Source organism: Microbacterium testaceum, from assembly GCF_003075375.1.
Classification (GTDB): domain Bacteria; phylum Actinomycetota; class Actinomycetes; order Actinomycetales; family Microbacteriaceae; genus Microbacterium; species Microbacterium testaceum_E.
The window spans coordinates 128,730-152,989 of record NZ_QDFT01000001.1; the positions used below are offsets into that span (position 1 = coordinate 128,730).

The 24,260-nt window shown below is 72.3% G+C and carries 18 protein-coding genes; 10 read left to right on the forward strand and 8 right to left on the reverse strand.

The genetic code is table 11. From position 1 onward, the window contains the following. Positions 1–25 precede the first annotated feature (25 nt). Positions 26–1,162 (forward strand): UDP-galactopyranose mutase, encoded by a 1,137-nt coding sequence (glf, locus tag DC432_RS00540; protein WP_116536224.1) that lies wholly within the window; start codon positions 26–28, stop codon positions 1,160–1,162. Next, positions 1,159–3,201, forward strand: a complete 2,043-nt coding sequence (locus DC432_RS00545; RefSeq protein ID WP_165801152.1) for an acyltransferase family protein — start codon at positions 1,159–1,161, stop codon at positions 3,199–3,201. Before glf ends, DC432_RS00545 begins: the two co-directional genes overlap by 4 nt. A gap of 19 nt (positions 3,202–3,220) precedes the next feature. Here DC432_RS00545 and DC432_RS00550 read toward each other — a convergent pair whose 3' ends face one another. From DC432_RS00550 to DC432_RS00560, 3 genes are all read right to left on the reverse strand, one after another. After that, entirely contained in the window at positions 3,221–4,186 is a 966-nt protein-coding gene (locus DC432_RS00550; protein ID WP_116536268.1) for a glycosyltransferase family 2 protein, read from the reverse strand. Between the two features lie 2 nt (positions 4,187–4,188). Continuing rightward, positions 4,189–6,102, reverse strand: a complete 1,914-nt coding sequence (locus DC432_RS00555) for a glycosyltransferase (RefSeq protein ID WP_116536226.1) — start codon at positions 6,100–6,102, stop codon at positions 4,189–4,191. Between the two features lie 101 nt (positions 6,103–6,203). Next, positions 6,204–7,601: an O-antigen ligase family protein gene (locus tag DC432_RS00560; protein WP_116536227.1), complete on the reverse strand. Its 1,398-nt coding sequence runs from the start codon at positions 7,599–7,601 to the stop codon at positions 6,204–6,206. 61 nt (positions 7,602–7,662) lie between these two features. Here DC432_RS00560 and manA point away from each other — a divergent pair, with 61 nt between their 5' ends. From manA to DC432_RS00580, 4 genes are all read left to right on the forward strand, one after another. Further along, the gene (manA, locus tag DC432_RS00565) at positions 7,663–8,826 is read left to right on the forward strand and encodes a mannose-6-phosphate isomerase, class I (protein ID WP_116536228.1); all 1,164 of its coding nucleotides are present in this window, start codon (positions 7,663–7,665) and stop codon (positions 8,824–8,826) included. 144 nt (positions 8,827–8,970) lie between these two features. Next, entirely contained in the window at positions 8,971–9,294 is a 324-nt protein-coding gene (locus DC432_RS00570) for a WhiB family transcriptional regulator (protein ID WP_058232110.1), read from the forward strand. Between the two features lie 78 nt (positions 9,295–9,372). Beyond that, on the forward strand, positions 9,373–12,216 hold the full coding sequence (locus tag DC432_RS00575) for a glycosyltransferase (RefSeq protein ID WP_116536229.1): 2,844 nt from the start codon (positions 9,373–9,375) through the stop codon (positions 12,214–12,216). Further along, positions 12,213–13,610 carry a DUF5719 family protein gene (locus tag DC432_RS00580; RefSeq protein WP_116536230.1) on the forward strand — a complete coding sequence of 466 codons (1,398 nt, stop codon included), beginning with the start codon at positions 12,213–12,215 and terminating at the stop codon, positions 13,608–13,610. The genes DC432_RS00575 and DC432_RS00580 overlap by 4 nt, the downstream gene beginning before the upstream one ends. Before the next feature lie 176 nt (positions 13,611–13,786). Here the strand turns inward: DC432_RS00580 and DC432_RS00585 are convergent, their stop codons facing one another. Continuing rightward, on the reverse strand, positions 13,787–14,218 hold the full coding sequence (locus DC432_RS00585) for a hypothetical protein (protein WP_243392968.1): 432 nt from the start codon (positions 14,216–14,218) through the stop codon (positions 13,787–13,789). A 246-nt stretch (positions 14,219–14,464) separates the two neighbouring features. Here DC432_RS00585 and DC432_RS00590 point away from each other — a divergent pair, with 246 nt between their 5' ends. After that, on the forward strand, positions 14,465–14,671 hold the full coding sequence (locus tag DC432_RS00590; protein ID WP_108320734.1) for a DUF3499 family protein: 207 nt from the start codon (positions 14,465–14,467) through the stop codon (positions 14,669–14,671). A gap of 34 nt (positions 14,672–14,705) precedes the next feature. Here DC432_RS00590 and DC432_RS00595 read toward each other — a convergent pair whose 3' ends face one another. Further along, positions 14,706–15,536 (reverse strand): RDD family protein, encoded by an 831-nt coding sequence (locus DC432_RS00595; protein ID WP_116536231.1) that lies wholly within the window; start codon positions 15,534–15,536, stop codon positions 14,706–14,708. A gap of 16 nt (positions 15,537–15,552) precedes the next feature. Here DC432_RS00595 and DC432_RS00600 point away from each other — a divergent pair, with 16 nt between their 5' ends. The 3 genes from DC432_RS00600 to katG all read left to right on the forward strand — a co-directional run bounded on the left by DC432_RS00600 (position 15,553) and on the right by katG (position 19,330). Continuing rightward, positions 15,553–16,548: a stage II sporulation protein M gene (locus DC432_RS00600; protein ID WP_116536232.1), complete on the forward strand. Its 996-nt coding sequence runs from the start codon at positions 15,553–15,555 to the stop codon at positions 16,546–16,548. 71 nt (positions 16,549–16,619) lie between these two features. Continuing rightward, on the forward strand, positions 16,620–17,081 hold the full coding sequence (locus DC432_RS00605; protein ID WP_116536233.1) for a Fur family transcriptional regulator: 462 nt from the start codon (positions 16,620–16,622) through the stop codon (positions 17,079–17,081). Continuing rightward, positions 17,078–19,330 carry a catalase/peroxidase HPI gene (gene katG / locus DC432_RS00610; RefSeq protein WP_116536234.1) on the forward strand — a complete coding sequence of 751 codons (2,253 nt, stop codon included), beginning with the start codon at positions 17,078–17,080 and terminating at the stop codon, positions 19,328–19,330. Before DC432_RS00605 ends, katG begins: the two co-directional genes overlap by 4 nt. A gap of 275 nt (positions 19,331–19,605) precedes the next feature. On the opposite strand, the gene DC432_RS00615 is transcribed toward katG, so the two are convergent. The 3 genes from DC432_RS00615 to DC432_RS00625 are packed head-to-tail and all read right to left on the reverse strand — an operon-like array spanning position 19,606 to position 24,235. After that, on the reverse strand, positions 19,606–20,565 hold the full coding sequence (locus DC432_RS00615) for an NAD-dependent epimerase/dehydratase family protein (protein WP_116536235.1): 960 nt from the start codon (positions 20,563–20,565) through the stop codon (positions 19,606–19,608). Further along, a complete protein-coding gene (locus DC432_RS00620) occupies positions 20,562–23,216 on the reverse strand; it encodes an alpha/beta fold hydrolase (protein WP_116536236.1) in 2,655 nt (884 codons plus the stop codon). Before DC432_RS00620 ends, DC432_RS00615 begins: the two co-directional genes overlap by 4 nt. Then, positions 23,213–24,235: a 3-oxoacyl-ACP synthase III gene (locus DC432_RS00625; RefSeq protein WP_116536237.1), complete on the reverse strand. Its 1,023-nt coding sequence runs from the start codon at positions 24,233–24,235 to the stop codon at positions 23,213–23,215. Before DC432_RS00625 ends, DC432_RS00620 begins: the two co-directional genes overlap by 4 nt. Between the last annotated feature and the right edge of the window lie 25 nt (positions 24,236–24,260).

Here is a 24,260-nt window from a genome sequence, read left to right on the forward strand (position 1 = left end):
TCACCCGACACGAAAGCCCTTCTCCATGGACCTCCTCATCGTCGGATCCGGTTTCTTCGGTCTGACCATCGCCGAGCGTGCGGCCGCCGCCGGTCGCAAGGTGACCGTCATCGATCGTCGTCACCACATCGGCGGCAACGCCTACTCCGCGGATGAGCCCGAGACGGGCATCGAGGTGCACCAGTACGGCGCGCACCTGTTCCACACGTCGAACCCGACGGTGTGGGAGTACGTCAACCGCTTCACGCAGTTCACCGACTACGTGCACCGCGTGTACACGACGCACAAGAACGTGGTGTTCCCGCTGCCGATCAACCTGGGCACGATCAACCAGTTCTTCCAGGCGGCGTACACCCCCGATCAGGCGCGCGCCCTCGTGCACGAGCTGGCCGGGGAGTTCGATGCGAAGGATGCCGCCAACCTCGAGGAGAAGGGCATCGCGCTGATCGGGCGCCCCCTGTACGAGGCGTTCATCCGCGACTACACCGCGAAGCAGTGGCAGACCGATCCGAAGGATCTGCCCGCCGAGGTCATCTCCCGCCTGCCCGTGCGGTACACGTACGACAACCGGTACTTCAACGACACGTGGGAGGGTCTGCCCGTCGACGGGTACACCGCGTGGCTGGAGCGTATGGCCGATCACCCGAACATCGAGGTGAAGCTGTCGACGGACTACTTCGACGAGTCGCAGCCGCTGAACAAGAAGGCCACGGTCGGGCAGGTCCCCGTCGTCTACACCGGGCCGGTGGACCGGTACTTCGACTACGCCGAGGGCGAGCTGTCGTGGCGCACGCTCGACTTCGAGCAGGAGGTCCTGCCGATCGGCGATTTCCAGGGCACGAGCGTCATGAACTACGCCGACGCGGACGTGCCGTACACGCGCATCCACGAGTTCAAGCACTTCCACCCCGAGCGCGCCGACCGGTACCCGACGGACAAGACCGTCGTGGTGCGCGAGTACTCCCGCTTCGCCACCCGCGCCGACGAGCCGTACTACCCGGTCAACACCGCCGACGACCGCGCCGGTCTGCTGGCGTACCGCGAGCTGGCCAAGGGCGAGCGCGACGTCCACTTCGGAGGGCGCCTCGGCACCTATCAGTACCTCGACATGCACATGGCCATCGGCGCCGCCCTGTCGATGTGGAACAACCAGCTGGCGTGACCCCCGCGCCCGCGACGTCCTCCTCCCCCCTCGCCGTCGACGGTGAGGGGGCGCGCTGGGCCTACCGCGCCGACATCGACGGCCTCCGCGCCGTCGCCATCCTGCTCGTGGTGTCGTACCACGTCTGGTTCGGGCGGGTGTCGGGGGGAGTCGACGTCTTCCTGATGCTGTCGGCGTTCTTCCTCACGCGCGGGTTCCTCCGCCGCATGGCGGGTCCCTCCCCGGTCCGACCGGTCACCCACCTGCTGGGAATCTTCCGGCGGCTGCTGCCCGCGGCGGCGGTGACCCTGGTGGGCGTCCTCGTCACGGTCTGGCTGGTCTATCCCGAGACCGCTTGGCGAGCGGTGTGGGAGCAGACGTGGGCGTCGCTGTTCTACGTGCAGAACACGCTGTTGGCGGTGGATGCCGTCGACTACTACGCCCGGTCGCAGGCGCTCAGCCCCCTGCAGCATTTCTGGTCCATGTCGGTCCAGGGGCAGGCGTTCGTCCTGTGGGTGGTGCTGCTCGCGGCGTGCCAGTGGATCGTGCGACGCCGCGGAGTCTCCGCCGATCGCGTCGTCGGCGTGGTCTTCGGCACGGTCTTCGTGCTCTCGTTCGTCTACTCCGTGATCCGCACCGCGACGGCGCAGCAGGCCGCGTACTTCGACACCGGTGCGCGGTTGTGGGAGTTCGCCGCGGGTTCCCTGCTCGTGGTCGCCCTTCCGCATCTCCGCCTCGGGCGTGTCGCCGGCGCCGTCGTCGGCTGGACCGGCCTGGCCGCCCTGCTGGTGCTGGGCATGGTCCTGGACGTCCGCGGCGGGTTCCCCGGCTTCCTCGCCCTGTGGCCGGTCCTGTGCGCCGCGGCGATCGTCGCGGCGGGCGCGCCCGACGGCCGGGGGGCCGGCCCGGCTCGGATGTTGGCATCCCGCCCCCTGCGCGCCCTGGGCCGTAACGCCTACGCGCTCTACCTCGTGCACTGGCCCGTGCTCATCACCTTCCTCGTCGTCAACGACCGCGAAGAGGTGGGGGTCGTCGGGGGGATCGGGATCGTCGCGCTCTCGCTGCTTCTCGCGCGGGTGCTGACGAGGGTCGTGGACGCGCCGCTGCGCGGGTGGCGGCGGTCGGACCGCTCCCCGCTGGTTCCGCTGGCGATCGTGGCGGCCGCCGTCAGCGTCGTCGCCCTCCCCGTCGGTGCGTGGCAGGCGACGACGTGGGCGCGCGAGCGCGCCGTCGAGGCGCGGGCCACGGTGATGAACCCCGGCGCGGGCGTGCTGCGCGATCCCGCTCTGGCCGAGATCCCGGCGGACGCCCCGGTGCTTCCGCTGCCGACCCTCCTCGAGGCGGAATGGCAGCAATCGGACCGCGGGTGCACGGGGGAGTGGGAGACGCAGACGGCGATCCTCAACGGAACGTGCGGAGAGACCGAGCACATCACCCGCGCCCGCCGGACGGTCGCGGTCATCGGCGACTCCCACGCGCAGCAGATCTCGGCGGCGCTGTTCCCGGCAGCCGCCGACAACGGATGGGCCGTGGTCTCGCTGATAAAGGGCGGGTGCTCGATGGGGCTCGACGAACCGGGCCTGGACGATCAGTGCGATCAATGGCGGGAGGAATCCCTGGAGTTGGTGGAGCGGGTCCGTCCCGACGCCGTCCTGACGGTCCTCACCCGTTCGGACCCGGGCGAGGACGACGAGCAGCTGCGCCCCGGTATCGAGCGCTTCCTGGACCGGATGCAGGATGCCGGCATCCCCGTCCTGGGAGTACGGGACAACCCCCGTTTCGCTTATGACATGTTCGAGTGCGTCATCGGCGCCGAGGACCCCCGCGATTGCGCGGCTCCGCGATCCGCCTCCCTGGCCGACCGCAACCCGGCCGAGGTCCTGGCCGATCGGCCGGGGCTGTCGCTCCTCGATCTGACGCCGTGGATCTGCCCCGACGATCTGTGCGTCGGCGTGATCGGCAATGTGGCCGTCTATCGCGACGACAACCATCTCACCCGCAGCTACGCGCGCACGCTCGCGCCGAACCTCTCGGAGCAGCTCCCGGAGCGACTGGGCTGACCGCCCCGCCGCGGCGCCTTCACGCCGTCGTCGAGATCGGCTCCAGCGGCGGCATCGGCTTCCAGGACGCGTCGCGCGAGATGACGCGCCCGTCGCGCAGGCCGCGGAACAGGTGGCTCGTACCCGTGACCTTGCGCTCGACGACCGCGAGGCGGATGAGCTCCTTGACGAAGGTCAGCGCCGTGCCCGCAGCGAAGGGGAGCGGGCGGTAGACGCCGACCGCGCGGTAGTACTTCTGCAGGTACGCGCGGTTGCGCATGATGTAGTACCGGTAGGCGTCGCTCGAGGCGTTCATGTGGCGGATGCCCATGTCCCACTGCTTGATCTCGCGGGTGCGTCGCAGGACGAACTCGTTCACGATGACCGATTCGGTCTCCCGCGAGGCGAGCCAGCCGTAGAGCTGGTCGTCCCAGTAGATGAAGAAGCGGGGGTCGGGAAGGCCGATCTTCGCCACGACGTCGCGGTGGATGAACATGCCCTCGAAGCATCCCGAGTTCATCGGCTTGAAGCCGGAGTCGTCGAAGCTCGCGGGAGCGAAGGGGATCGGGATCGCCATCGACTCGGCGACCCGGTACTGCCAGTAGAACTCGCTGCCGTCGAAGTCGTAGCGGCGTCCCTGGATGCTGCGGAACCGCGGGGTCCACTTGCCCATGAGGGCCAGGCCGTCGCGGACCACCTCGACGTCGTCATCCATCAGCCAGATCCACTCGGAACCCAGCTCGTAGGCGACGCGCATGCCCTCGCTGAAGCCACCCGAGCCCCCGGTGTTGGTCTCGAGGCGGCGGTAGACGAGCTCGGTCGGCACACGGTCGCGGAAGGACTCCACGACCGCGGTGGTGTCGTCGGTCGAGGCGTTGTCGATGACGACGAGGTGACCCGGGGCGGGGTCCATGCGCTCGATGCTCTCGAGCAGGCGCGTGAGCAGGGTGGTGCGGTTGTAGGTGACGACGACGATCGTCGCGGTCTTCGGGTCGAAGGCGGTCACGGTCACGCGTTCTTCTCGAAGGTCGTGCGCCAGTTCTTCTCGGAGACGAGATCGGGCAGAGCCCGGCGGTAACGGCGCGACAGAGCGGGCCACTCGCGCTGCAGGCGGCGGTGCAGACGCCAACTGTCCACCAGCATGCGGCGGAACATCGCGCGATCGCGCGTGTAGATGTTCTTGCCCGATCCGTCGGCGGCGCTGACCAGTGCACTGTCGTACAGGGGCACCCGCCACCAGTTGGCATCGCCCTTGCCGAACTCGACCTCGGGCTGCTCGACGTTCTCGGGTCGGGGCGTGTGGAACCAGTGGGACACGAGCGTGCGGGCGGTGAACGTGCGCAGGGCGATCCCCGTGGGGCTGTCGAACTGATGAGCCTTCAACCGCTTGAACACCTGGCGACCGCGCCGCGAGCGCAGGGGTACGCCGGAATCCTTGTGCACGACGGTCTCGGGGTGCTTCTTGGCGACGGCGCGCGCATCGGGCATCGACGTCGCGAGATTCGCGCGCATGTGGTCGGGTCCCGAGAGGATGTCGCGCAGCGCGCGGTGACGCAGCTCGACGGGGTAGTACTGCATCATCATCAGGTGCTTGAGGTCGACCCGACGGCTGTGGCGGATCAGTGTGCCGCCGCGCTCGGAGCGCGAGTGCAGCAGGGCCGCGACGATCCGATTGCGGGCGTGGAAGTACGCCTGCCAGTCGATCGAGTCGTCCTTGCCGACCCACGAGACGTGCCAGAGCGCCACACCCGGCATCGACACGGTGGGGAAGCCGGCATCCCGTGCCCGCACGCAGAACTCGGCGTCGTCCCACTTGATGAAGGCCGGCAGCGATAAACCGATCTCACGCAGCACGGAAGTCGGGATGAGGCACATCCACCACCCGTTGTAGTCGGCGTCCAGCCGCATGTGCAGGAGGGGGGACTGGCGCAGGTTGGCGACGCTGAAGTCGTGGGGGAGGCGCTCCTGGAACAGCGCGCGCCACATGAAGGGAGCGTCGTCGACCACCTCGGCCCACGCGTGCAGCTTGGGACGGTCGAGCAGGTCGAACATGTGTGCGCCGACGATGGTGGGCACGGAGGCGTATCGGCCGAAGACCACCGAGCGTCGGATGGACTCGGGCTCGATGCGCACGTCGTCGTCGAGCAGCTGGACGAAGTCGCTGTCCTCGCGGGCCAGCGTCTCGACCATGGCGCGGGCGAATCCGCCCGAACCGCCGAGGTTCGGCTGGCGCAGCACGCGCAGCGTCTCGCCGAGGCGCTCGGCGACGGCCGGGAACGGCTCCTGCGCCTCGACGAGATCGGTGCCCTGGTCGATGAGGAAGACGCGGTCGACCACGTCGAGCACATCCGGGGCGTCGGCGAGGGCGTTCAGCGTCTCGACGCAGTAATCCGGCTTGTTGTACGTGGTGATGCCGATGCTCGCCTTGCCGCCGCGGACGGGCTCCTGCTCGGTCGTCCACTCCGCGCCCTCGAACAGCGCGTTGCTCTGGTCGGCGGCGACGTCGAACCAGATCCAGCCCCCGTCGCTGTACTGGTCGAGGACGAGGTCGAAGGTGGACGCGGCGTGGTCGCCCTGGACCTCGCGCGTCTCGATGCGCTGCTTCGTGCCGCCGCCGTTGGAGCGGTAGACGAGGATCGTCGCCTCGCCCGAGGTGCGAACGGTCAACCGCACCTGGCGGACCGCGGTCCAGTGCTGCCAGTACGAGGCCGGGAACGCGTTGAAGTACGTGCCGAACGACACGCGCAGACCGGCGATGATGCGGGCGGTGTGCCGGTCGAGGATGTTGCCGAGCTGGGCGATGTTCGTGACGCGCACCGGCTCCTCGTCGATCGTCGACCACGTCTCGGGGTCGACGTAGAGGGGGAGGAGATCGGGATCGCGGTCGAGCGGCAGGACGGCGTTCTGCAGGGTGTACGTCACGAAGGAGTCTTTCGTCTAGGCGCAGGGGCCGCGGGTGGCCAGCGGGAAGTCTACCCGGCGCGTCGGACGGCGCCCTGAGCGGATGCCGCCCCGACGCGCACTCAGGACGGCTGGGGGAGCTCGCCCCGCTCGATCGAGATGCTCTGCTCGCTGGGCCCGACACCCACCAGCGGCGTCTGCTTGATCTTGGCGCCGAACAGCACGACGAACATCCAGCCCCAGAGCAGCAGCGGCCCCGACTCGGTGAGCCCCTGCACCACGAGCAGGGCGCCGATCAGCGTGGGCAGCAGGGTGAGCGGGGAGTGCGGACGGTCGTCGCGCAGGTCCCAGCGGGGCCGGTCGACGGCGAAGAACCAGGACCGCCACACGTAGGCGAGGAAGACGAGAGCGAGCAGGAAGACGCCGATGCCACCGAGCTGCAGGTACGCGTCGAGCCACATCGAGTGCGCCTGCACGGCGGTGCGCCCGTCGTCGATGATCCATCCGTCGATGAGGGGTTCGGTGGCGATCCAGGGAGTGGAGAACCCCCACCCGATGAACGGACGCTGATCGGCGCGCGCGATGACCTCCGCCCAGACGCCCTCGCGTCCGACCAGGTCGGCTCCCCGGCCGAGCACGCCGAACAGGGCGTCGCGGCCGAACCAGATGGCGGCGCCGCCGCCCAGGCCGATCGCGGCGTAGAGCAGGTACCAGCGCGTGCGCTCGCCGGGGCGCCGCGCGGTGCGCATGACCAGGACGGTCCCGAGCACCAGCGCGACGAAGGCGGCGGCGATGTAGGCCGTCGCCGAGCCCGCTCGAACGAAAAGGAACGCCGCCACGGCGATCCACACCCACAGCAGCACGCGCCGCGGGGCTCCGGCGGCCAGACGCACGGCGAAGACGATGATGGCGACGAGCATGACGGCGGCGAGCAGGTTGGCGTTGCCGAACACGCCCTGGATGCGTCCGCCGTCGAGCAGGTTGTCGCGCGACCAGTAGGCGACGGGGTCCGTCCCTTCGGACGGGATCACGAAGCCCGGCAGCAGCGGGCCCCGCACGAGCAGCGAGACGGCGACCTCGAACAGCAGCGACAGCCCCACGACCCACTTCGCCGCCGAGGCGACCGCCCGCACGACGTCGCGCCAGGTCAGCACGGCTCCCACGAACAGGCCCTGGAACGTCGTGATCACGAGCAGCAGCCAGGTGAGCACGGATGCCGCGGGCCACGCGCTCCACGCGATCGACGCGGTCGCCCACGCGAGGTAGCCGAAGGCGAGCCAGGGCAGGCGTCGCACGGCCAGCGGCGGGCGCGTGACCAGCCAGACGACCGCGGAGACCATCGCCGAGGCGATGACGACGACGGCGGTGACGATGGGGCCGACGGCGTTGACCAGGCCGACTCCGCCCAGCGCGAGGACGAGCAGGAAAACGCACCAGGCCCGCAGCAGCAGGTGCCCGGTGGTCTCGCGTGTCGGCGCCGTCGGCAGCGCCGACACGGGGTGGTTCGTGTACATCGCCATGGTGTGCTCAGGCTACCCGTCGGCATCCGTCGGTACAGGGGTGCGAAGTAAGCTGTCGGGCGTGCTGATCCCCCTCTCGAACACGCCCCGCGACTACGCCTGGGGGAGCCCGACGCTGATCGCCGACCTCGAGGGCCGCGAACCCTCGGGTGCGCCCGAGGCCGAGGTGTGGTTCGGCGACCACCCCGGTTCGCCCGCCGAGGTTCTCGACGGCACGGGCCGCACGCTCGACGCGTGGCTGCCCGCCGTCGCCGCCGCGCACGGCATCCCCGAGAAGCTGCCCTACCTGCTCAAGCTGCTGGCGGCGGGCGCGCCTCTGTCGATCCAGGTGCACCCGTCGAAAGAGCAGGCCGTCGAGGGCTTCGCGCGCGAAGAGGCGGCCGGCGTGCCGCGCGACGCGGGGGAGCGCAACTACAAGGACGACAACCACAAACCCGAGGTGATCGTCGCCCTGAGCGACACGTTCACCGCCCTCGCGGGTCTGCGCGACATCGCGGCGACGCGCGCGCTGGTCGACTCCCTCGGTGATGCCCCGGCCGTCCGCACGCTGCGCGGACACCTCTCGGCGGGCGACCCCGCCGAGGCCCTGCGTTCGACGATCGGGTGGCTGCTCGGCGCGGCGCGTCCCGCCGAGATCGAAGAGATCGTGGATGCCGCGGCATCCACCTCTTCCGAGGGATTCGGTGCCGAGCTGGCACTGACGCGGTCGCTGCACCGCGCCTACCCGGCCGACCCGGGCATCGTCGTCGCCCTGCTGATGAACCTGGTCGAACTGCGCCGGGGCGAGGCGATCTTCGTGCCCGCGGGTGTGCTGCACGCCTATGTCGCCGGTCTGGGCGTGGAGATCATGGCGGCGAGCGACAACGTGCTGCGCGGGGGCCTGACGCCCAAGCACATCGACGTCGACGAGCTGCTGGCGCTGGTGGACTTCCGTCCGGCGGAGCCGCCCTTCCTGGCGGCGACGCCGGCGGGCGCGGGCGCCGAGGTGTTCGCTCCCGGGATCGCGGACTTCGCGCTCGGGCATCTCGTCGCCGGCGAGCCCGCGCGTCTCGAGCTCGGCGGGGTGTCGATCGTGCTCGGCGTGGCCGGCGGGACGACCCTCACCGGTGCATCCGGGGATCGCATCGCGCTGCGTCCCGGGCAGGCGGCGCTGGCGACGCCCGACGAGTCGCCGCTGGTCGCCGACGGGGGCGGCGAGGTCTTCGTCGCGATGCCGGGGGCATGACCCGCGACACGCCGTGGCGGATCGTAAAGGTTCACGTCGGCCTTGAGGGTTTACGATCCGCGACTTGACCAATCCGAATCACACGGGTGTAATTATGACTGCGCGGAACCGCGTCATGGGGGCTTGAACGAGGCGGAGGACGATATGGCGACGTCGCAGTACCGGTCCGGTGTCCCGGACAATTGGTTCGTCGATCCGGTCGACCTGGGTGTACCCGGCGTCCGTCGCGACATCGACGCCACCGAAGAGAACACCCTCGCGTGGCAGACCGACGCGCTGTGCTCGCAGACCGACCCCGAGGCGTTCTTCCCCGAGAAGGGCGGCTCGACCCGCGATGCCAAGCGCATCTGCACCTCGTGCGACGTCAAGTCCGAGTGCCTCGAATACGCGCTGCAGAACGACGAGCGCTTCGGCATCTGGGGCGGTCTGAGCGAGCGCGAGCGCCGCAAGCTCAAGCGTCGCGCCTGAACCCCCGCGCCCACGATCCTCGTCCCGACGGCGCGGCGTCCGTGATCGACGGAACGCCCGCCTAGGCTGATCCGCGTCATGCCCGCCCGTGTACACGCCATCCTCGTCGTGCGTCCCGAAGGACGCACGCCCGCCGCGGACCACCTGGAACGCACCCTCGCCGCTCTCGCCGCGCAGAGTCGACCGGTCGACGCGCTCACGATCGTCCTCTGCGGCGCCGACCCGGCGCTGACCCGCCTGGCCGCCTCGTCGGGCGCCGAGGGTGTGATCACGGCATCCGCGGGAACCACCTTCGCCGCCGCCACGGCTCTCGCCACCCCGCGCCTCACGGGCGACGCGGTCTGGCTGCTCGCGCAGGACACCGCGCCCGACCCCGACGCCCTCGTGCGTCTCGCCGGGGCTCTCGAACTGTCGCCGCCGCTCGTCGTCGCCGCGCCGAAGCTCGTCGCCTGGGACGACCGCGACTCGATCCTGTCGCTCGGCGTGAGCATGAACCGCTACGGCAACACGGTCGAGCTCGCCGCGGGGGAGTTCGACCAGGGCCAGCGCGACACCGACGCCGACGTGCTCGGCTCCGACATCCGCGGCGTCCTCGTCCGCCGCGACGCCTGGACGGCCCTGGGCGGCCTCGACCCCGCCCTCGGCGGCGCCGACGAGGGCCTCGACCTGGGCGTGCGCGCCCGACTGGCCGGCCACCTCGTCTCACTGGTGCCCTCGGCCCGCGTCGCCGTCGCCGGCGACGGGGTCGCCGCCATGGCCCGCGGACGCCGACGCGCGCGCCGCCGCGCTTTCGCGACCCGCACCGCACAGCTGCACCGACGGCTCGTGTACGCGCCGGCGGCGGTCGTCCTGCTGCACTGGCTGTCGTTCCTGCCGCTCGCGCTGTGGCGGACGGTGATGCACCTGGTGACCAAGGTCCCCTACCGCGTGCTCCCGGAGTTCGGTGCCACCCTGCTGGTGATGGCCCGACCCGCCGCCGTCGCGCGCGCCCGCCGGCGCATCCGCACCTCGCGCCGCGTCGGATGGTCGCGCATCGCGCCGCTGCGCGTCTCGCGCGCCGACATGCGCATGCGCTGGGAGGGCGACGTCGCCGATCCCGACGCTCCCGTGCGCTCCGAGCTGCGTTTCTTCACCGGCGGCGGCGCGTGGGCGGTGCTGGGCGCGCTCGCCGTGTCGGCGGCCCTGTTCGCTCCGCTGCTCGCCTGGCCCGTGCTGGGTGGGGGAGGCCTCGTCCCCCTGCGCGCCACGGTCACCCAGCTCTGGCAGGACGCGGCGTGGGGCGCACGTCCTCTCGGGTGGGATGCCGTGGGCCCGGCCGACCCGTTCTCGGCGCTCGTCGCGCTGCTCGGCACGCTGTCGCCCGGCGACCCCTCGCGCGCATTCGTCGTGCTGTGGGTGCTTGCTCTTCCGCTCGCGGTGCTCGGCGGCTGGTTCGCCGCGACCCGCGTCACCGAGTCGTCGCTGCTGCGCATCGTCGCCGCCGTCGCGTGGGCCCTCGCCCCCACCTTCCTCGCCGCCCTCAACGAGGGCCGCCCCGCGCCGGTGCTGCTGCACCTGCTGCTGCCGTGGCTGTTCTTCGCCGCGAGTGTGGCGCACCGCTCGTGGGCGCCGGCGGGAGCGGCATCCGTTCTGCTCATCGCGGTGCTCGCGTGCGCGCCCTCGCTGGCGCCCGCGGTGGTCGTGCTGTGGTCGGCGGCGCTCGTGGTGGTCGCTCTGGTGGCCGGCCGGGGCATCGCGCGCGTGGTGTGGCTCGTCGTGCCCTCGGCGGTGGTCTTCGCTCCGCTCGTCTGGACGCAGGTGCGCGCCGGCAACCCCTGGGGTCTGCTCGCCGACCCGGGCCTTCCGTACGCGGGCGCCGAAGCCGCAGCCGATCCACTCGGACGCGCCCTGCTCGCGGCCGGCTTCCCGACCTCGGACCCGGGCGGATGGGCGAGCCTCACCGGCGGAACGGTGTGGTGGGTAGGTCTGCTGATCGCGCCGCTGGCCGTCCTCGCGCTGCTGTCGGTGCTCACTCCGCGGTGGATCGCGGCATCCGGCTTGATCGTCATCGCGGTCACCGGGCTCGCGACCGCCTTCGCCGCCGTGGGCATCGCCGTGTCGTTCGACCACTCGACCGCCGTCGCGCTGTGGCCGGGCGCGGGTCTCAGCCTCGCCTGGGTGGGCCTGGTGGGCGCCGCCGTGATCGCTCTCGACGCGGGTGTGCACGTGCGGGTGTCGGCGTTGCGCCCGATCGGCGCCCTGCTGGCGCTCCTGCCGCTCGCGGTCGCGGTCGCCCCCGCCCTCACCGCCACCGCCGCCGGGCCCGAGAGCGGGCGCACCGTCGTGACGAACGGACCGGTCTCGACCCTGCCCGCCTACGTCGCGGCCGAGGGACGCGGCTCGCTCGACATCGGCACGATCGTGCTCGACCCCCGCAACGACGGTCTGCGCGTGCAGGTCGTCTGGGGCGGCAGCGCGACGCTGACGGGCCAGAGCACGGTGCAGGCGACCCGCACCGCCGCCGACGAGGGCGACACCGAGCTCGCGGGCCTGGCGGCCGACCTCGTCACCCCCTCGTCGACCGACGTCGTGGAGAAGCTCGCCGCGAAGGGCATCGCCTTCGTCCTGCTCGCCTCCCCGCCCGACGGGGAGTCCGACGTCATCCGCGGAGACCGCCTGAGCGCCGCCTCGTCCCTGGACCAGCGCGACCTGCTCGACCCGGTCGGCGCCACCTCGCGCGGCGACCTGTGGCGCGTGAACACCGCGGTCGCGCCGCGCGCCCCGCTCGACGACCACCGCGTGGGCCTGCAGCGCCTCGTGGCCCTGGGCTCGCTCGGCGTCATCGTCGTGGCCCTGCTGCTCGCCGTCCCGACGGCGGCGTCTCGCCGCACCGCGCGCCGCACGCCGCGCATCGTGGGCCCGACCCCGGGAGGAACCCGATGAGCGATCGTCGACTCGTCCGCGTCGCCGCCACGAGCGCGCGACTCATCGCGGGTGCCGCGGTGGCCGCCGCCGCCGTGGTCGGAACGGTTGCGGCGATCGCCGCGCCCTGGCCGCAGTACCGCGCGGAACCGATCCGCGTCGACGCCACGCCCGAGGCCAGCGACACGCTGCTGGCGTGCGACGGGCCGCTCCTCGCGCTCGGGCGCAGCGCCGACTCCGCCAACGGCCTGACCGCCGCGGCCTCGCAGCAGATCGTCAGCGGTCCCGCCGACTCCGCCGCCGTGACGAGCGCGCTGACGGGAGCGACCGCCGACGGCTCGGGCGACGCACAGGCCCTGCGCGCGGCTCCGCGCGATCGCGCGTCGACGCCGCTCGCCGCGGCAGGCTCGGCGACCGTGGCGTCGACCGACCTCATCGGTTTCTCGGCCTCGGCGTGTCGCGCGCCCCTCGCCGAGTCCTGGCTCGTGGGCGGGGCGACCACAACCGGAGCCAACGACCTCGTCGTCCTCGCCAACCCCGGAGACGTCCCCGCGACGGTCCAGCTGTCGGTGTACGGCGCGCAGGGGGTCCAGACCCCGCCGAGCGGGCAGAACCTCGTCGTCCCGGCCGGTCAGCGCCGGGTGGTGCCCCTCGCGGGGCTCCTGCTCGGCGAGGAGAGCCCCGTCGTGCGCGTCGAGGCCTCGGGCGCCCCGGTCCACGCCTCACTGCAGGCCAGCCTCACCCGCGTCCTGCTGCCCGGCGGCAGCGACCAGGTCGCCCCCGCCCGCCAGGCCGACACGCGTCTGGTCATGCCGGGCGTCCAGGTCGTCACCTCCGCCGAGGGTCAGGCGGGCACCGTGCTGCGACTGCTCTCGCCCGGATCCGACGCCACCGCGACGGTGACGGTGACCCCGGTGGATGCCACGGCATCCGCGACCCCTCCCACCGACGTGCCGCTGACGGCGGGGCTTCCCACCTCGCTCGACCTGTCGGGCCTGTCGGCGGGGGCCTACACCGTCGACGTCTCGGCGACGGCCCCGATCGTCGGCGCGACGTGGTCGACCACCGGCTTCGGCGAGGGCGCCGACTTCGCCTGGTACGCCGACGCCCCCGAGATCTCGGCGCCGACCGTCGTCGCGGTCGCCGACGGGGCCGGGAGCAGCGCCTCGCTCGTGCTCGCCGCCGGCGACGCCGAGGCCGCCGTCACGCTGACACCGGCCGACGGCGGCGAGGCCACGTCGACGACGGTCGCGGCGAACGGATCGGTCGCGGTCCCGGTGACCGCGGGGGTCTACCGCCTCGAGTCGACGGCGCCGGTGCGCGCGTCGACGTCGTACGTGGGAACGGGCGCTCTCGCGTCGTATCCGTTGTGGCCCGCGGATGCCGCGGCCTCGGCGTTGACCGTCCTGCCGTAGGGCCGGGCGGGCCGGGGGCCGTGATCGGCCGGCCTCTCAGGGGAGCGGGCGGGGCGGTGGCGACCGTCCCGCCGTGGCATCGGGAGGGCCGGGGTCCGGCGGACGGGGCGCGGCTCGCTCGGCCGGCGTGAAGGACGCCTCTGCGGCCTGAGCGCCCCGCCGACGCGCCGTGCGGCTCAGAAGAAGCGGAAGCGCTCGGGACCGAGGTCCCACGGGTCGCGGTCGAGGTACTCGGCGGCCGCGCGGAACACGGCGCCCTCGATCATCATCCGCCGGTGCAGATCGTCGTCGTGGTGGGGGTGCCCGAGGCGTTCGATCGGCACGCGGTAGAGAATGATGCGCTTCTCGTCGCGCAGCACCGTCCAGCGCGGGATGCCGTCGGCCGCCGCCGGGGGCATGATGCCGATCTCGAACGAGACCTCGCGCAGGTCCGACCAGGCCGAACGCAGGAACTCCGCGGCCGCGCCGACGGCGACGTCGAAGCGCTCGACACGGGTGTCGATGGGCGGGAGCGGGGGGCGCACCACGGGGCTGCGGTTCTCGCGACCGTGGCGGCCGTGTCGCGAGGGGCGGGCGACCGGTCGCGCTTCGCGGGAACGGCGACGCATCATGCCTGCCATCCTACGTTCGCGCGGTCGGGTGGTCGGCGCGGTGCGGCGCCGACGTGCACAACGGCGGGGGTCGTGGGGACACGCCGGGGGTGGGCGGGTCTGAGGCGGCGTGTCGCGGCATCCGCCCGCCGTTGTGCACGGGCCGGGGGCGGAGGGGGGGAGAACGAGGGTGGGCGGGTGGAAACGGGGGCGGGCGGCGCGGCGCGGCCGTGGTGTCGGAGGTGCTGGCTAGGCTGACCGGCGATGCGCGACAGACTCTGCTCGAAGGTGGGATGCGCCCGCGAGGCGATGAGCACCCTCACCTACGATTACGGCGACCAGATGGCGGCCCTGGGCCCCCTCGGGCGCGCGGGCGACCCCCACGCGCACGATCTGTGCGCGATCCACGCCGACCGGCTCTCGGTCCCCAAGGGCTGGGTCGTCGTGCGTCACGAGACGCTGCGCGCCTGACCTCTCGGGCGGATGCCGGGAGTCCGCCGCTCGCTCAGGCGCGTTCGGTCAGGGCTGCGGCCCGCTCGTTCTCGAGCAGCAGCGCGCGGTACTCGCGGTCGCGCCGCACCGCCGACACGGCTCGGACGAGGATCTCGGCATCCACCTCGGGAACCGGTGACACGAAGGGGCGCACCGCGTGGGACAGCTCGGCGGCGACGCGCGCGCGTGCCGGCGGGTCGAGCGCGTCGGCTCCGCGGACGAACTGCGAGATGCGGGCGGCGAGCCGGTCGGGCAGTCGCGAGACGTCGGCGATACCGGCCCACGCCTCCATCCCCGCGGGGATGCCGGGCGCAGCCGGGGGGAGAGGACGCGTCCGCGTGCGCTCGCTGGCGGTGCCCGCGAGCAGGTCGCCCAGTCGCTGCGCGCGCGGGGTGAAGATCCCGACCACGGCGGCGATCGCCCCCAGGGTGAACCAGATCTCGAGGACCCCGGCCAGCGCGCGGATGAAGGCCTGACGGAAGCCCGCCGCGCCGCCGTCGGTGCGCACGATGCGCGCTCCCACCGCCAGCCGGCCGAGGCTGCGCCCGCGCGACAGCGTCTCGACCGCGGTGGGCAGCACGACGAGGACGAGCACGATGAGCGAGATCACCCCGATGTTCACCGCCGACTCGGCGATCACGCCCTGATCGATGAGCACGCCGAGCAGCAGCACCCCTCCGACGAGCACCACGGCGCCGACGATGAGGTCGATGACCGCGCTCAGCAGACGCAGGAAGAAGCCGACCGGCTGCACGTCGAGCGCGACCGCCTCGCCCGTGAGGGTTTCATCCGCGTCCGTGTGCACGAGGGCGACCGCGGCCGCGGTAGTCGAGGACGAAGCCATGCGTACAGTTGACCACATGGACCTCGACGCCCTCACGGCCGCCCGGCGAGAGGAATGGGCGCGACTCGACGAACTGGGCCGCCGACGACGCCTGAGCGGGCCCGAGGTCGACGAGCTCGTCACCCGCTACCGCGCGGCATCCGCGGATCTGGCCGACATCAAGACGTCGGCGGGACGCACCGACCAGGGCGACCACGTCTCGATCCTGCTCGCGCGGACGCGGCTGCGCCTCACCGGCGTTCGCGACAACGTCCTGAAGCAGGTTCCGCGCTTCTTCGTGCGGCAACTGCCCGCGGCGCTGTACCGCGTGCGGTGGATGACCGTGGCGGTGGCGGTGTTCTTCGTCGCCGTGTCGACGCTGGTCGCCCTGTGGATCTCGGGCGATCCCGCCGCCGTCGCGGCCCTGGGGTCCGAGAGTCAGCTGCAGGACTACGCCGACGAGCAGTTCGTGAGCTACTACCGCGAGAACCCCAACGCGATCTTCGCGGGGACGGTGTGGACCAACAACGCCTGGATCGCCGCGCAGTGCGTGCTCTTCGGGGTGACGGGCTTCTGGCCCGTGATGGTCATCATGCAGAACGCCGTGGGGGTGGGCAGCTCCGCGGCCATCATGATCGCCTTCGACCGCGCCGACGTGTTCTTCCAGTTCATCCTTCCGCACGGTCTGCTCGAGCTCACGGCGATCTTCGTCGCGGGGGCGGCGGGCCTGCAGATCTTCTGGGCGTGGGTGGCCCCCGGTCGCCGCACTCGCGCCGCGGCGCTCGCCGCGGCCGGTCGATCGCTCGCGACGGTCGCCGTGGGCCTGGTCTTCGCCCTCGCGCTGTCGGGCGTCGTCGAGGGCTTCGTGACCCCGCGCGACTGGCCGTGGCCGGTCAAGATCGCGATCGGCGCGGCAGCCCTGGGCGTCTTCCTCTTCTACATGCTGATCATGGGCCGTCGCGCGGCCCGGGCCGGCGAGACGGGCGATCTCACCGAGTACGAGGCGGGGACTCCGACGCTCACGGCGGGATGACGGCATCCGGGATTCCCTCCGTTCACCGGCGTGTCATTTTTGATTCAATCAAAAATAGCTAGGCTGGTCGCATGCTCGACAGCCAGCCGGATGCCACCGCGGATGCTCTCATCCGCGGTGCCGGGCTGCGGGTGACGGCGACGCGCGTCGCCGTGCTCGAAGCCCTGCGCGACCGGCCCCACGCCACCGCCGACGACGTCTTCGCGCGCCTCGTCGGATCCCTCCCCGGAACGAGCAAGCAATCGGTCTACAACGCGCTCGGCGATTTCGCCGACGCGGGGCTGGCCCGCCGCATCGAACCCGCCGGACACTCCGGCACCTTCGAGCTGCGGGTGGGTGACAACCACCACCACGTGGTGTGCACCCGGTGCGGGCGCATCGACGACGTGGACTGCGTCGTCGGGGCCGCGCCCTGCCTGCACGCGCCGGAGGGGAGCGGTTTCGTCATCGAGACCGCCGAGGTGACGTTCTGGGGCGTGTGCCCCGACTGCCGAGCGGAATCCGAAGCCGAAAAACCGAGAGGATCCCGATGAGCGACACGCTGAACGGATGCCCCGTCTTCCACGACGGCGCCGCCCCCGACGACAACCGACTCCCCGTGGGCGAAGCGCCCGCCGACAGCGAGCCCGCCGGAGCCCTGCCCCACCCGACCCAGGGATCGGCCAACCGCGTGTGGTGGCCCGAGAGCCTGAACGTGAAGATCCTCGCCAAGAACAACGCCCAGCGCGACCCGCTGGACGAGGGCTTCGACTACCGCGCGGCCTTCGAGGCCCTCGACCTCGACGCCGTCAAGAAGGACCTGCAGCAGGTCATGACGACCTCGCAGGACTGGTGGCCCGCCGACTTCGGCCACTACGGCCCCCTGATGATCCGCATGGCCTGGCACAGCGCCGGCACCTACCGCGTGACCGACGGTCGTGGCGGATCGGGTGCGGGCATGCAGCGCTTCGCGCCGCTGAACAGCTGGCCCGACAACGTCAACCTCGACAAGGCCCGCCGCCTGCTGTGGCCCGTCAAGAAGAAGTACGGCCAGTCGATCTCGTGGGCCGACCTCATGATCCTCGCCGGCAACGTCGCGCTCGAGGACATGGGCTTCCCCACCTTCGGCTTCGCCGGTGGACGCACCGACGTGTGGGAGCCCGACGACGACGTGTACTGGGGCCCCGAGACCACCTGGCTCGGCGACGAGCGCTACGCGGGCGACCGCGAGCTCGAGCGTCCGCTCGCCGCGGTGCAGATGGGTCTGATCTACGTCAACCCTGAGGGTCCCAACGGCAACCCCGACCCGCAGCTGTCCGCGAACGACATCCGCGAGACCTTCGGTCGCATGGCGATGAACGACGAAGAGACCGTCGCCCTCATCGCGGGTGGTCACACCTTCGGCAAGACGCACGGCGCGGCGAGCGACTCGCACGTGGGCGTCAACCCCGAGGCCGCCGACATCAACGACCAGGGCTTGGGCTGGAAGAACAGCCACGGCACCGGCAAGGGCGACGACACCATCACCAGCGGCCTCGAGGTCACGTGGACGTATCACCCCACCCGCTGGGACAACGAGTTCTTCCACATCCTGTTCGGCTACGAGTGGGAGCTCTTCCAGAGCCCCGCGGGCGCGCACCAGTGGCGTCCGGTCAACGGCGGCGGCGAGGGACTCGTCCCCGAGGCGCACTCCGCGGGCCGCCGCGAGCCGCGCATGCTCACCAGCGACCTGGCCCTCCGCGTCGACCCGGCCTACGAGAAGATCTCGCGTCGCTTCGCCGAGGACCCCGCCGCCTTCCAGGACGCCTTCGCCCGCGCGTGGTTCAAGCTGACCCACCGCGACATGGGTCCGCGCGAGCGCTACCTCGGCTCCGAGGTCCCCGCCGAGGTGCTGGTGTGGCAGGACCCCGTCCCCGCCGTCGACCACGCCCTCATCGACGCCGACGACGCCGCCGCCCTCAAGCAGCAGATCCTCGACAGGGGCCTCTCGGTGCAGCAGCTGGTCACGACGACCTGGGCCGCGGCATCCACGTTCCGCGGCAGCGACAAGCGCGGGGGCGTGAATGGTGCGCGCATCCGCCTCGAGCCGCAGAAGAGCTGGACGGTCAACAACCCCGAGCAGCTGGCATCCGTGCTCGAGACCCTCGAGGGCATCAAGGCCGAGTTCGACGCGAAGGGCGAGAAGAAGGTCTCGATCGCCGACCTGATCGTGCTCGCGGGCAACGCGGGTGTCGAGCAGGCCGCCCTCGCCGGCGGCGTCGAGGTCGAGGTGCCCTTCACCCCGGGCCGCACCGACGCGTCGCAGGAGCAGACCGAGATCGAGTCGTTCCGCTGGCTCGAGCCGATCGCCGACGGCTTCCGCAACTACGCCTCGCGCGAGACGCGCCTGCCCGCGGAGTTCCTGCTGCTCGACAAGGCCAACCTGCTGACCCTCACCGCACCCGAGATGACCGTCCTCGTCGGCGGTCTGCGCGCGATCGGCGCAAACTGGGACGGCTCGGACTGGGGCGTCTTCACCGACACCCCCGGCGCCCTGACCAACGACGTCTTCGCGAACCTGCTCGACCTGGGCACGACGTGGAAGCCCCTGGATGCCGGCAAGCACGCGTTCCTGGGCACGCGCGACGGGTCGGGCGAGAAAGTCGGCGTCGGCACCCGCGTCGACCTGGTGTTCTCGTCGAACTCCGAGCTGCGTGCGCTCGCCGAGGTCTACGCCTCGGACGACGCGAAGGAGAAGTTCGTGCGCGACTTCGTCGCCGCGTGGCGCAAGGTCACCGAGCTCGACCGGTTCGACCTGGTCTGAGCCGCGCGCCGCTGGCGCATCCGGAAGGCCCGTCCCCTCTGCGGGGCGGGCCTTCCGCCGTCGGGGGCAGCGGACCCCTCGTCCCACTTTTGGTCGGTTGCGGGTGCGCGGGGCGACCAAAAGTGGGACATGCGCCGTCAGAAGTGGGACGAGGGGTCGCCGGGGTGGGCAGCGGACCCCTCGTCCCACTTTTGGTCGGTTGCGGGTGCGCGGGGCGACCAAAAGTGGGACATGCGCCGTCAGAAGGGGGACGAGGGGTCGCCGGGCGACGAACGTCAGGCGCGCGAGAGGCGGCGCAGGCCCTCGTCGATCGACACCGCGGGCGTCCAGCGCAGGTCGCGGCGGATCTCGGTCTGATCGAACCAGTGCGCCGTCGACAGCTGCTCGGCGAGGAATCGCGTCATGGGCGGCTCGTCCTGGCCCGGGCGCACCGCCCACACGCGCTCGATGAGCGACCCCGCGGCCTTCGCCAGGCCCGCGGGCACGCTGAACCGCGGCGGCGTCACGCCCGAGGCGCGGCAGATCCCGGCCAGCAGATCGCCGACCGGGCGCGGCTCGCCGTTCGTCAGCACGTAGGCGCGACCGCTCACCTGATCGACGCGCTCGAGGGCGGCGGCGATCCCGGATGCCGCGTTGTCGACGTAGGTCGAGTCGATCAGCGCCGTGCCCCCGTCCAGCAGTGGCAACGTGCCGCGTCGGGCCCGCGCGACGACCCGCGCGATGAGCTGCGTGTCGCCCGGTCCCCACACCAGGTGCGGCCGGATCGCGACGAGTGCCGTGCCATCGCCCGCCCGTGACAGCGCGAGCAGCTCGGCCTCGGCCTTCGTGCGGGCGTACTCGCCGTGCGCGGCGGACGGATCCGCCGGTTCGGCTCCGACGCCGGCGAGGGCGTGCCCCGCGTGCGCGACCGACGGCGACGACACGTGCACGATGCGCGTGACGCCCGCGTCGGCGGCGGCGTCCAGCAGCGTGCGGGTGCCCTCGACGTTCACCGCGCGGAAGTCGGCCGGGTCCCCGGCGAGAGACACCTTCGCGGCCAGATGCACGACGCCGTCGATTCCCGAGAGGGCGGATGCCACGGCATCCGGATCCGTCACCGAACCGAGCCGGTCGTCGGCGCCCGCGACGCCCGAGGGGCGACGCTGCAGCGTGCGCACCGTGTGGCCGGCCTCGAGCAGCGCGCCGACGACGGCCCGGCCGAGGAACCCGGACGCCCCGGTGGCGAGGACCTTCACAGCGCCGTCGGCTTCTCGCCCGCGAGGACGCGCTCGGCCCAGGCCGCGACACGGGAGCGGTCGATCTTGGAGTTGTGGCGGATGTCGGTCGGCAGGGTCGGCACGACCAGCACCGCGGCCAGGCGCTGCGCGGTCGCCGCGCGCACCGCGTCGGTCAGATCGGGCGATGCCAGCCCCGGGCGGCGATCATCGGTCTCGGCGACCGCGACCACCACCTGACGACCCGCCGGGCCGACGCCCACCGCCGCGGCGCGCGAGACGCCGTCGACCGTTTCGACGTCCTGCTCGACGCCGACCGGCGTGACCGGTCCGTCCGCGGTGGTGATGACGTGGGGGAGGCGGCCCTCGACCCACAGGCGTCCGTCCGCGTCGAGATGACCGACGTCGCCGGTGCGGTGCCACCGCTCGCCGAGGCCGCGGCGGGCCTCGCGGTCGGTGAGGTGCAGGCGGAAGTACCCGCGCTTGAGGTGCGGTGCCGAGATGACGATCTCGCCCGTGACACCGGTGTCGGTGGTGGGCTCGCCGATCGCGCGACCTAGGGCGTCGAGGGCGGAGATCCGCACCTCGCCCGTGCCCAGGGGGCGACCGACGCAGACGCCGCGGTCGCCCCGCGCGGCCTCGATCTCGGGCAGGGTCACGTCCGCCACCAGCAGGCACTCGGTCATGCCGTAGGGCGTATGCGCCGTGGCGTTCGGCATGAGCGCCTGCGCACGACGCAGCAGGTCGACGCTGACGGGGGCGCCGGTGGACAGGAACGTCTCGACGCGTCCCAGGGCCGCGCGATCGGCATCCGTCAGCTCCGCAGAGGTCGCGACCACGTTGGCCACGGCCGCGGGCGAGAGGAAGACGATGCGCGCGTCCGAGGCGCGCACCGCCGCGGCGACCGCGGCCGCGGTCAGCGTGCGCGGAGCTGAGACGTCCATGTCGGGCGTCGCCGAGCGGGTGCCGAGGGCCGGTCCCAGCAGGGCGAACGGGGCGAAGCCGGTCACCAGGCCCGTCTCGGCGGTGACGCCGAAGTGCGCGGCGAGGGTGTCGCGCAGGGCGATGAGCTGCGCATGCGTGTAGACGACGCCCTTGGCCGGGCCCGTCGAGCCCGAGGTGAAGAGCACCGCGGCGTCGGCGTCGGCGGGGGGCGGCTCGGGCAGGGTGCGTCCGCGACCGGCGCGGGCGAGGTCGGACAGACTCGCCTCGACGCCCAGGGCGCGGGACGACGCGGCCGGAAGCGCCGCCGCCGAGATGCGGCGACCGGGCCAGCCCAGGGCGCGCGCGGCGGCGAGGCCGGCCGTCTCGCCGATGACCACGTCGGGCACCGCACCGCGTACGGCGCGGGACAGACCCCGGATGCCGAGACCCCGGTCGGCCACGACCACCACGGCGCCGATGCGCAGGCACGCGTAGAGGGCGGCGGTCAGCGTCGGGCCCGGTTGCACCAGCAGCGAGACGCGGTCGCCCGCGCGGACGCCGAACGCGTCGAGACCGGCCGCGATCTCGTCGACGCGCGCGGCCAGCTGACGCCAGCTGACCCGCAGCGGCTCGGCTCGGCGGGTCGTGCTCATATCGATCACGGCGGTGTCGTCGTCGGCGCGGCGGGCGACGAGGGCGTCCCACAGGCGGCCCGTGTCCTTCGCGGCCGGCGCGGCCGCACGGGACGAACGGCGGGTGCGCGGCGGCGGGGTCGCGGCATCCGTCACCTTCTCGTCGAGCCAGTCCAGGACGACGTCGGCGTAGGGGCGCTCCTCGGCGATCAGGTGCCCGGCACCTTCGAAGCGGTGGACGTCGGCGTGCGGCATCCGCTCGGTGAGGTCGTCGAGGTGGTCCTCGCCGAAGACGGGGTCCTTCGGTCCGCGCAGCAGCAGGGCGGGCACCGTCAGCTCGCGCAGTCCCGCCGACATGCGGTGCAGCGCCGGTGTGCTCTCGTGGTCGGGGGTCGCGGGGATGTCGGCGACGAATCCGCCGATCCCGCGCCGGCGCGCGACGGTCGCGTACGGGCTGCGGAACGCCGCGCGCACGGCCGGGTCGAGGTCGGCCAGGGCCAGGGTGACGTCGAGGAAGGCGGTCGTGCCCGTCGTGCCGGCGGCGAGCATGCCCCGCGCCGTGGCCACGCGCAGCGCGAACGGCAGCGCCGCCCCGTCGGGGTGGTGCACGGCGGTGTTCAGCGCCATGACCGCCGCGAGACGGTCGCGGTTCTCGACGGCCCAGCCGAGCGAGACGGGTCCGCCCCAGTCGTGCCCGAGCGTCACGATCGGACCCGGGATGCCGAGCTCGGTGACGAGCGCGTCCAGGTCGGCGATCCGCTGCGCCAGCGTCCGGCGCAGGGGAGTGCGCTCCGAGAAGCCCATCTCGAGCTGGTCGACGGCGACGACGCGCCACGCGGGGCGGCCCGCGTCGGCGCGGGCGAGCGAGGCGGCGACGAGGGCGCGCCACAGGTACGACCACGTCGGGTTGCCGTGCACCGCGACGATGGTGCCCAGCGGCTCGACGCCGCGGCGCTCGAGGGCGTCGCCGGTGTCGAGGATGTGCCACGTGCGTGTCGCCCCGGCGTCCGCGAGGACGCCGTCGACGGCGACCAGTCGCGAGAGCGACGGATCGAGACCGGGCAGCCCCGAGGGGGCAAGGGTGGCCTGCGGGCCCGTCACGCGGGGACGGCTCACCAGGCCAGCTCCAGCATGCCGGTGTTCAAGCCGGAGCCCACTCCCATCAGCAGGACGCGATCGCCCCGGCGCAGCGTCTTCTGCTCGGCCGCGAGGGTGATCGGAATGGATGCCGGGCCCACGTTGCCCAGGTGCGGGTAGGTGACCGGGACGCGCTCGCGGTCGAGCTTGGCCGCGCGCACGATCGCCGAGGTGTGCACCGACGAGACCTGGTGGGTGACGTAGCGGTCCATGCCCGTCCACGAGAACTCGTCCTTGGCCTCTTTCCACGCCGAGACGACGAGGTCGAGACCGCCCTTGAGCAGCGCCTTCGCGTCGGTGAACATGCCGTCGACGCTTCCCACGCACAGGTCGTAGAACTGCGTCGCCGCGCGGGTCACACCGCCTACGATGCGGTGCCCTTCGGGGTGGTCGCTCGCGCGGCCCAGGACGGCCGCGGCGGCGCCGGAGCCGAGCGTCAGCGAGGCGAACTCCTGCATGAAGGCGTCGCGGTCGAGGTCTTCGCGCACGAGACGGTTGATCGTGTTGACCTGGATCTCGTCGGCATCCTCGCCGTTGACGATGAGGGCGTACTTGACCTGGCCCGACTGAATCATGCCGGCGGCCAGACTCATGCCGTTGATGAAGCCCAGGCAGGCGTTGGCGACGTCGAAGTTGATCGCCGAGCTGGGCAGGCCGAGGCCGTGGTGCAGGCGCACCGCCACCGAGGGCTCGAGGTGCTTGCGGGTGACCGACGTGTTGATGATCAGCCCGATCTCGCTCGGGTCGACGCCGGCCTCGGCGAGGGCCTGCTTGCCGGCGGCGATCGTCGCCTCGTCCGAGGACTCGCCTTCGGCCCAGTTGCGGCGTTCGTTCACCCCCGCCACGCGGCGCAGCAGCCCCGGCTTGAGCTTGAGGCGCTTGAGCGCGGGAGCCAGACGCTCCTCGATGTCGTCCGACGTCGTGACGCGGCTGGGCAGGACGCTCGCCACCGATACGAGGGCCACATCGTCGAAGTGCGTGGTGGCGTTACCTGGCAAGAGAGCTCCCGCATCCTGTGCGTAG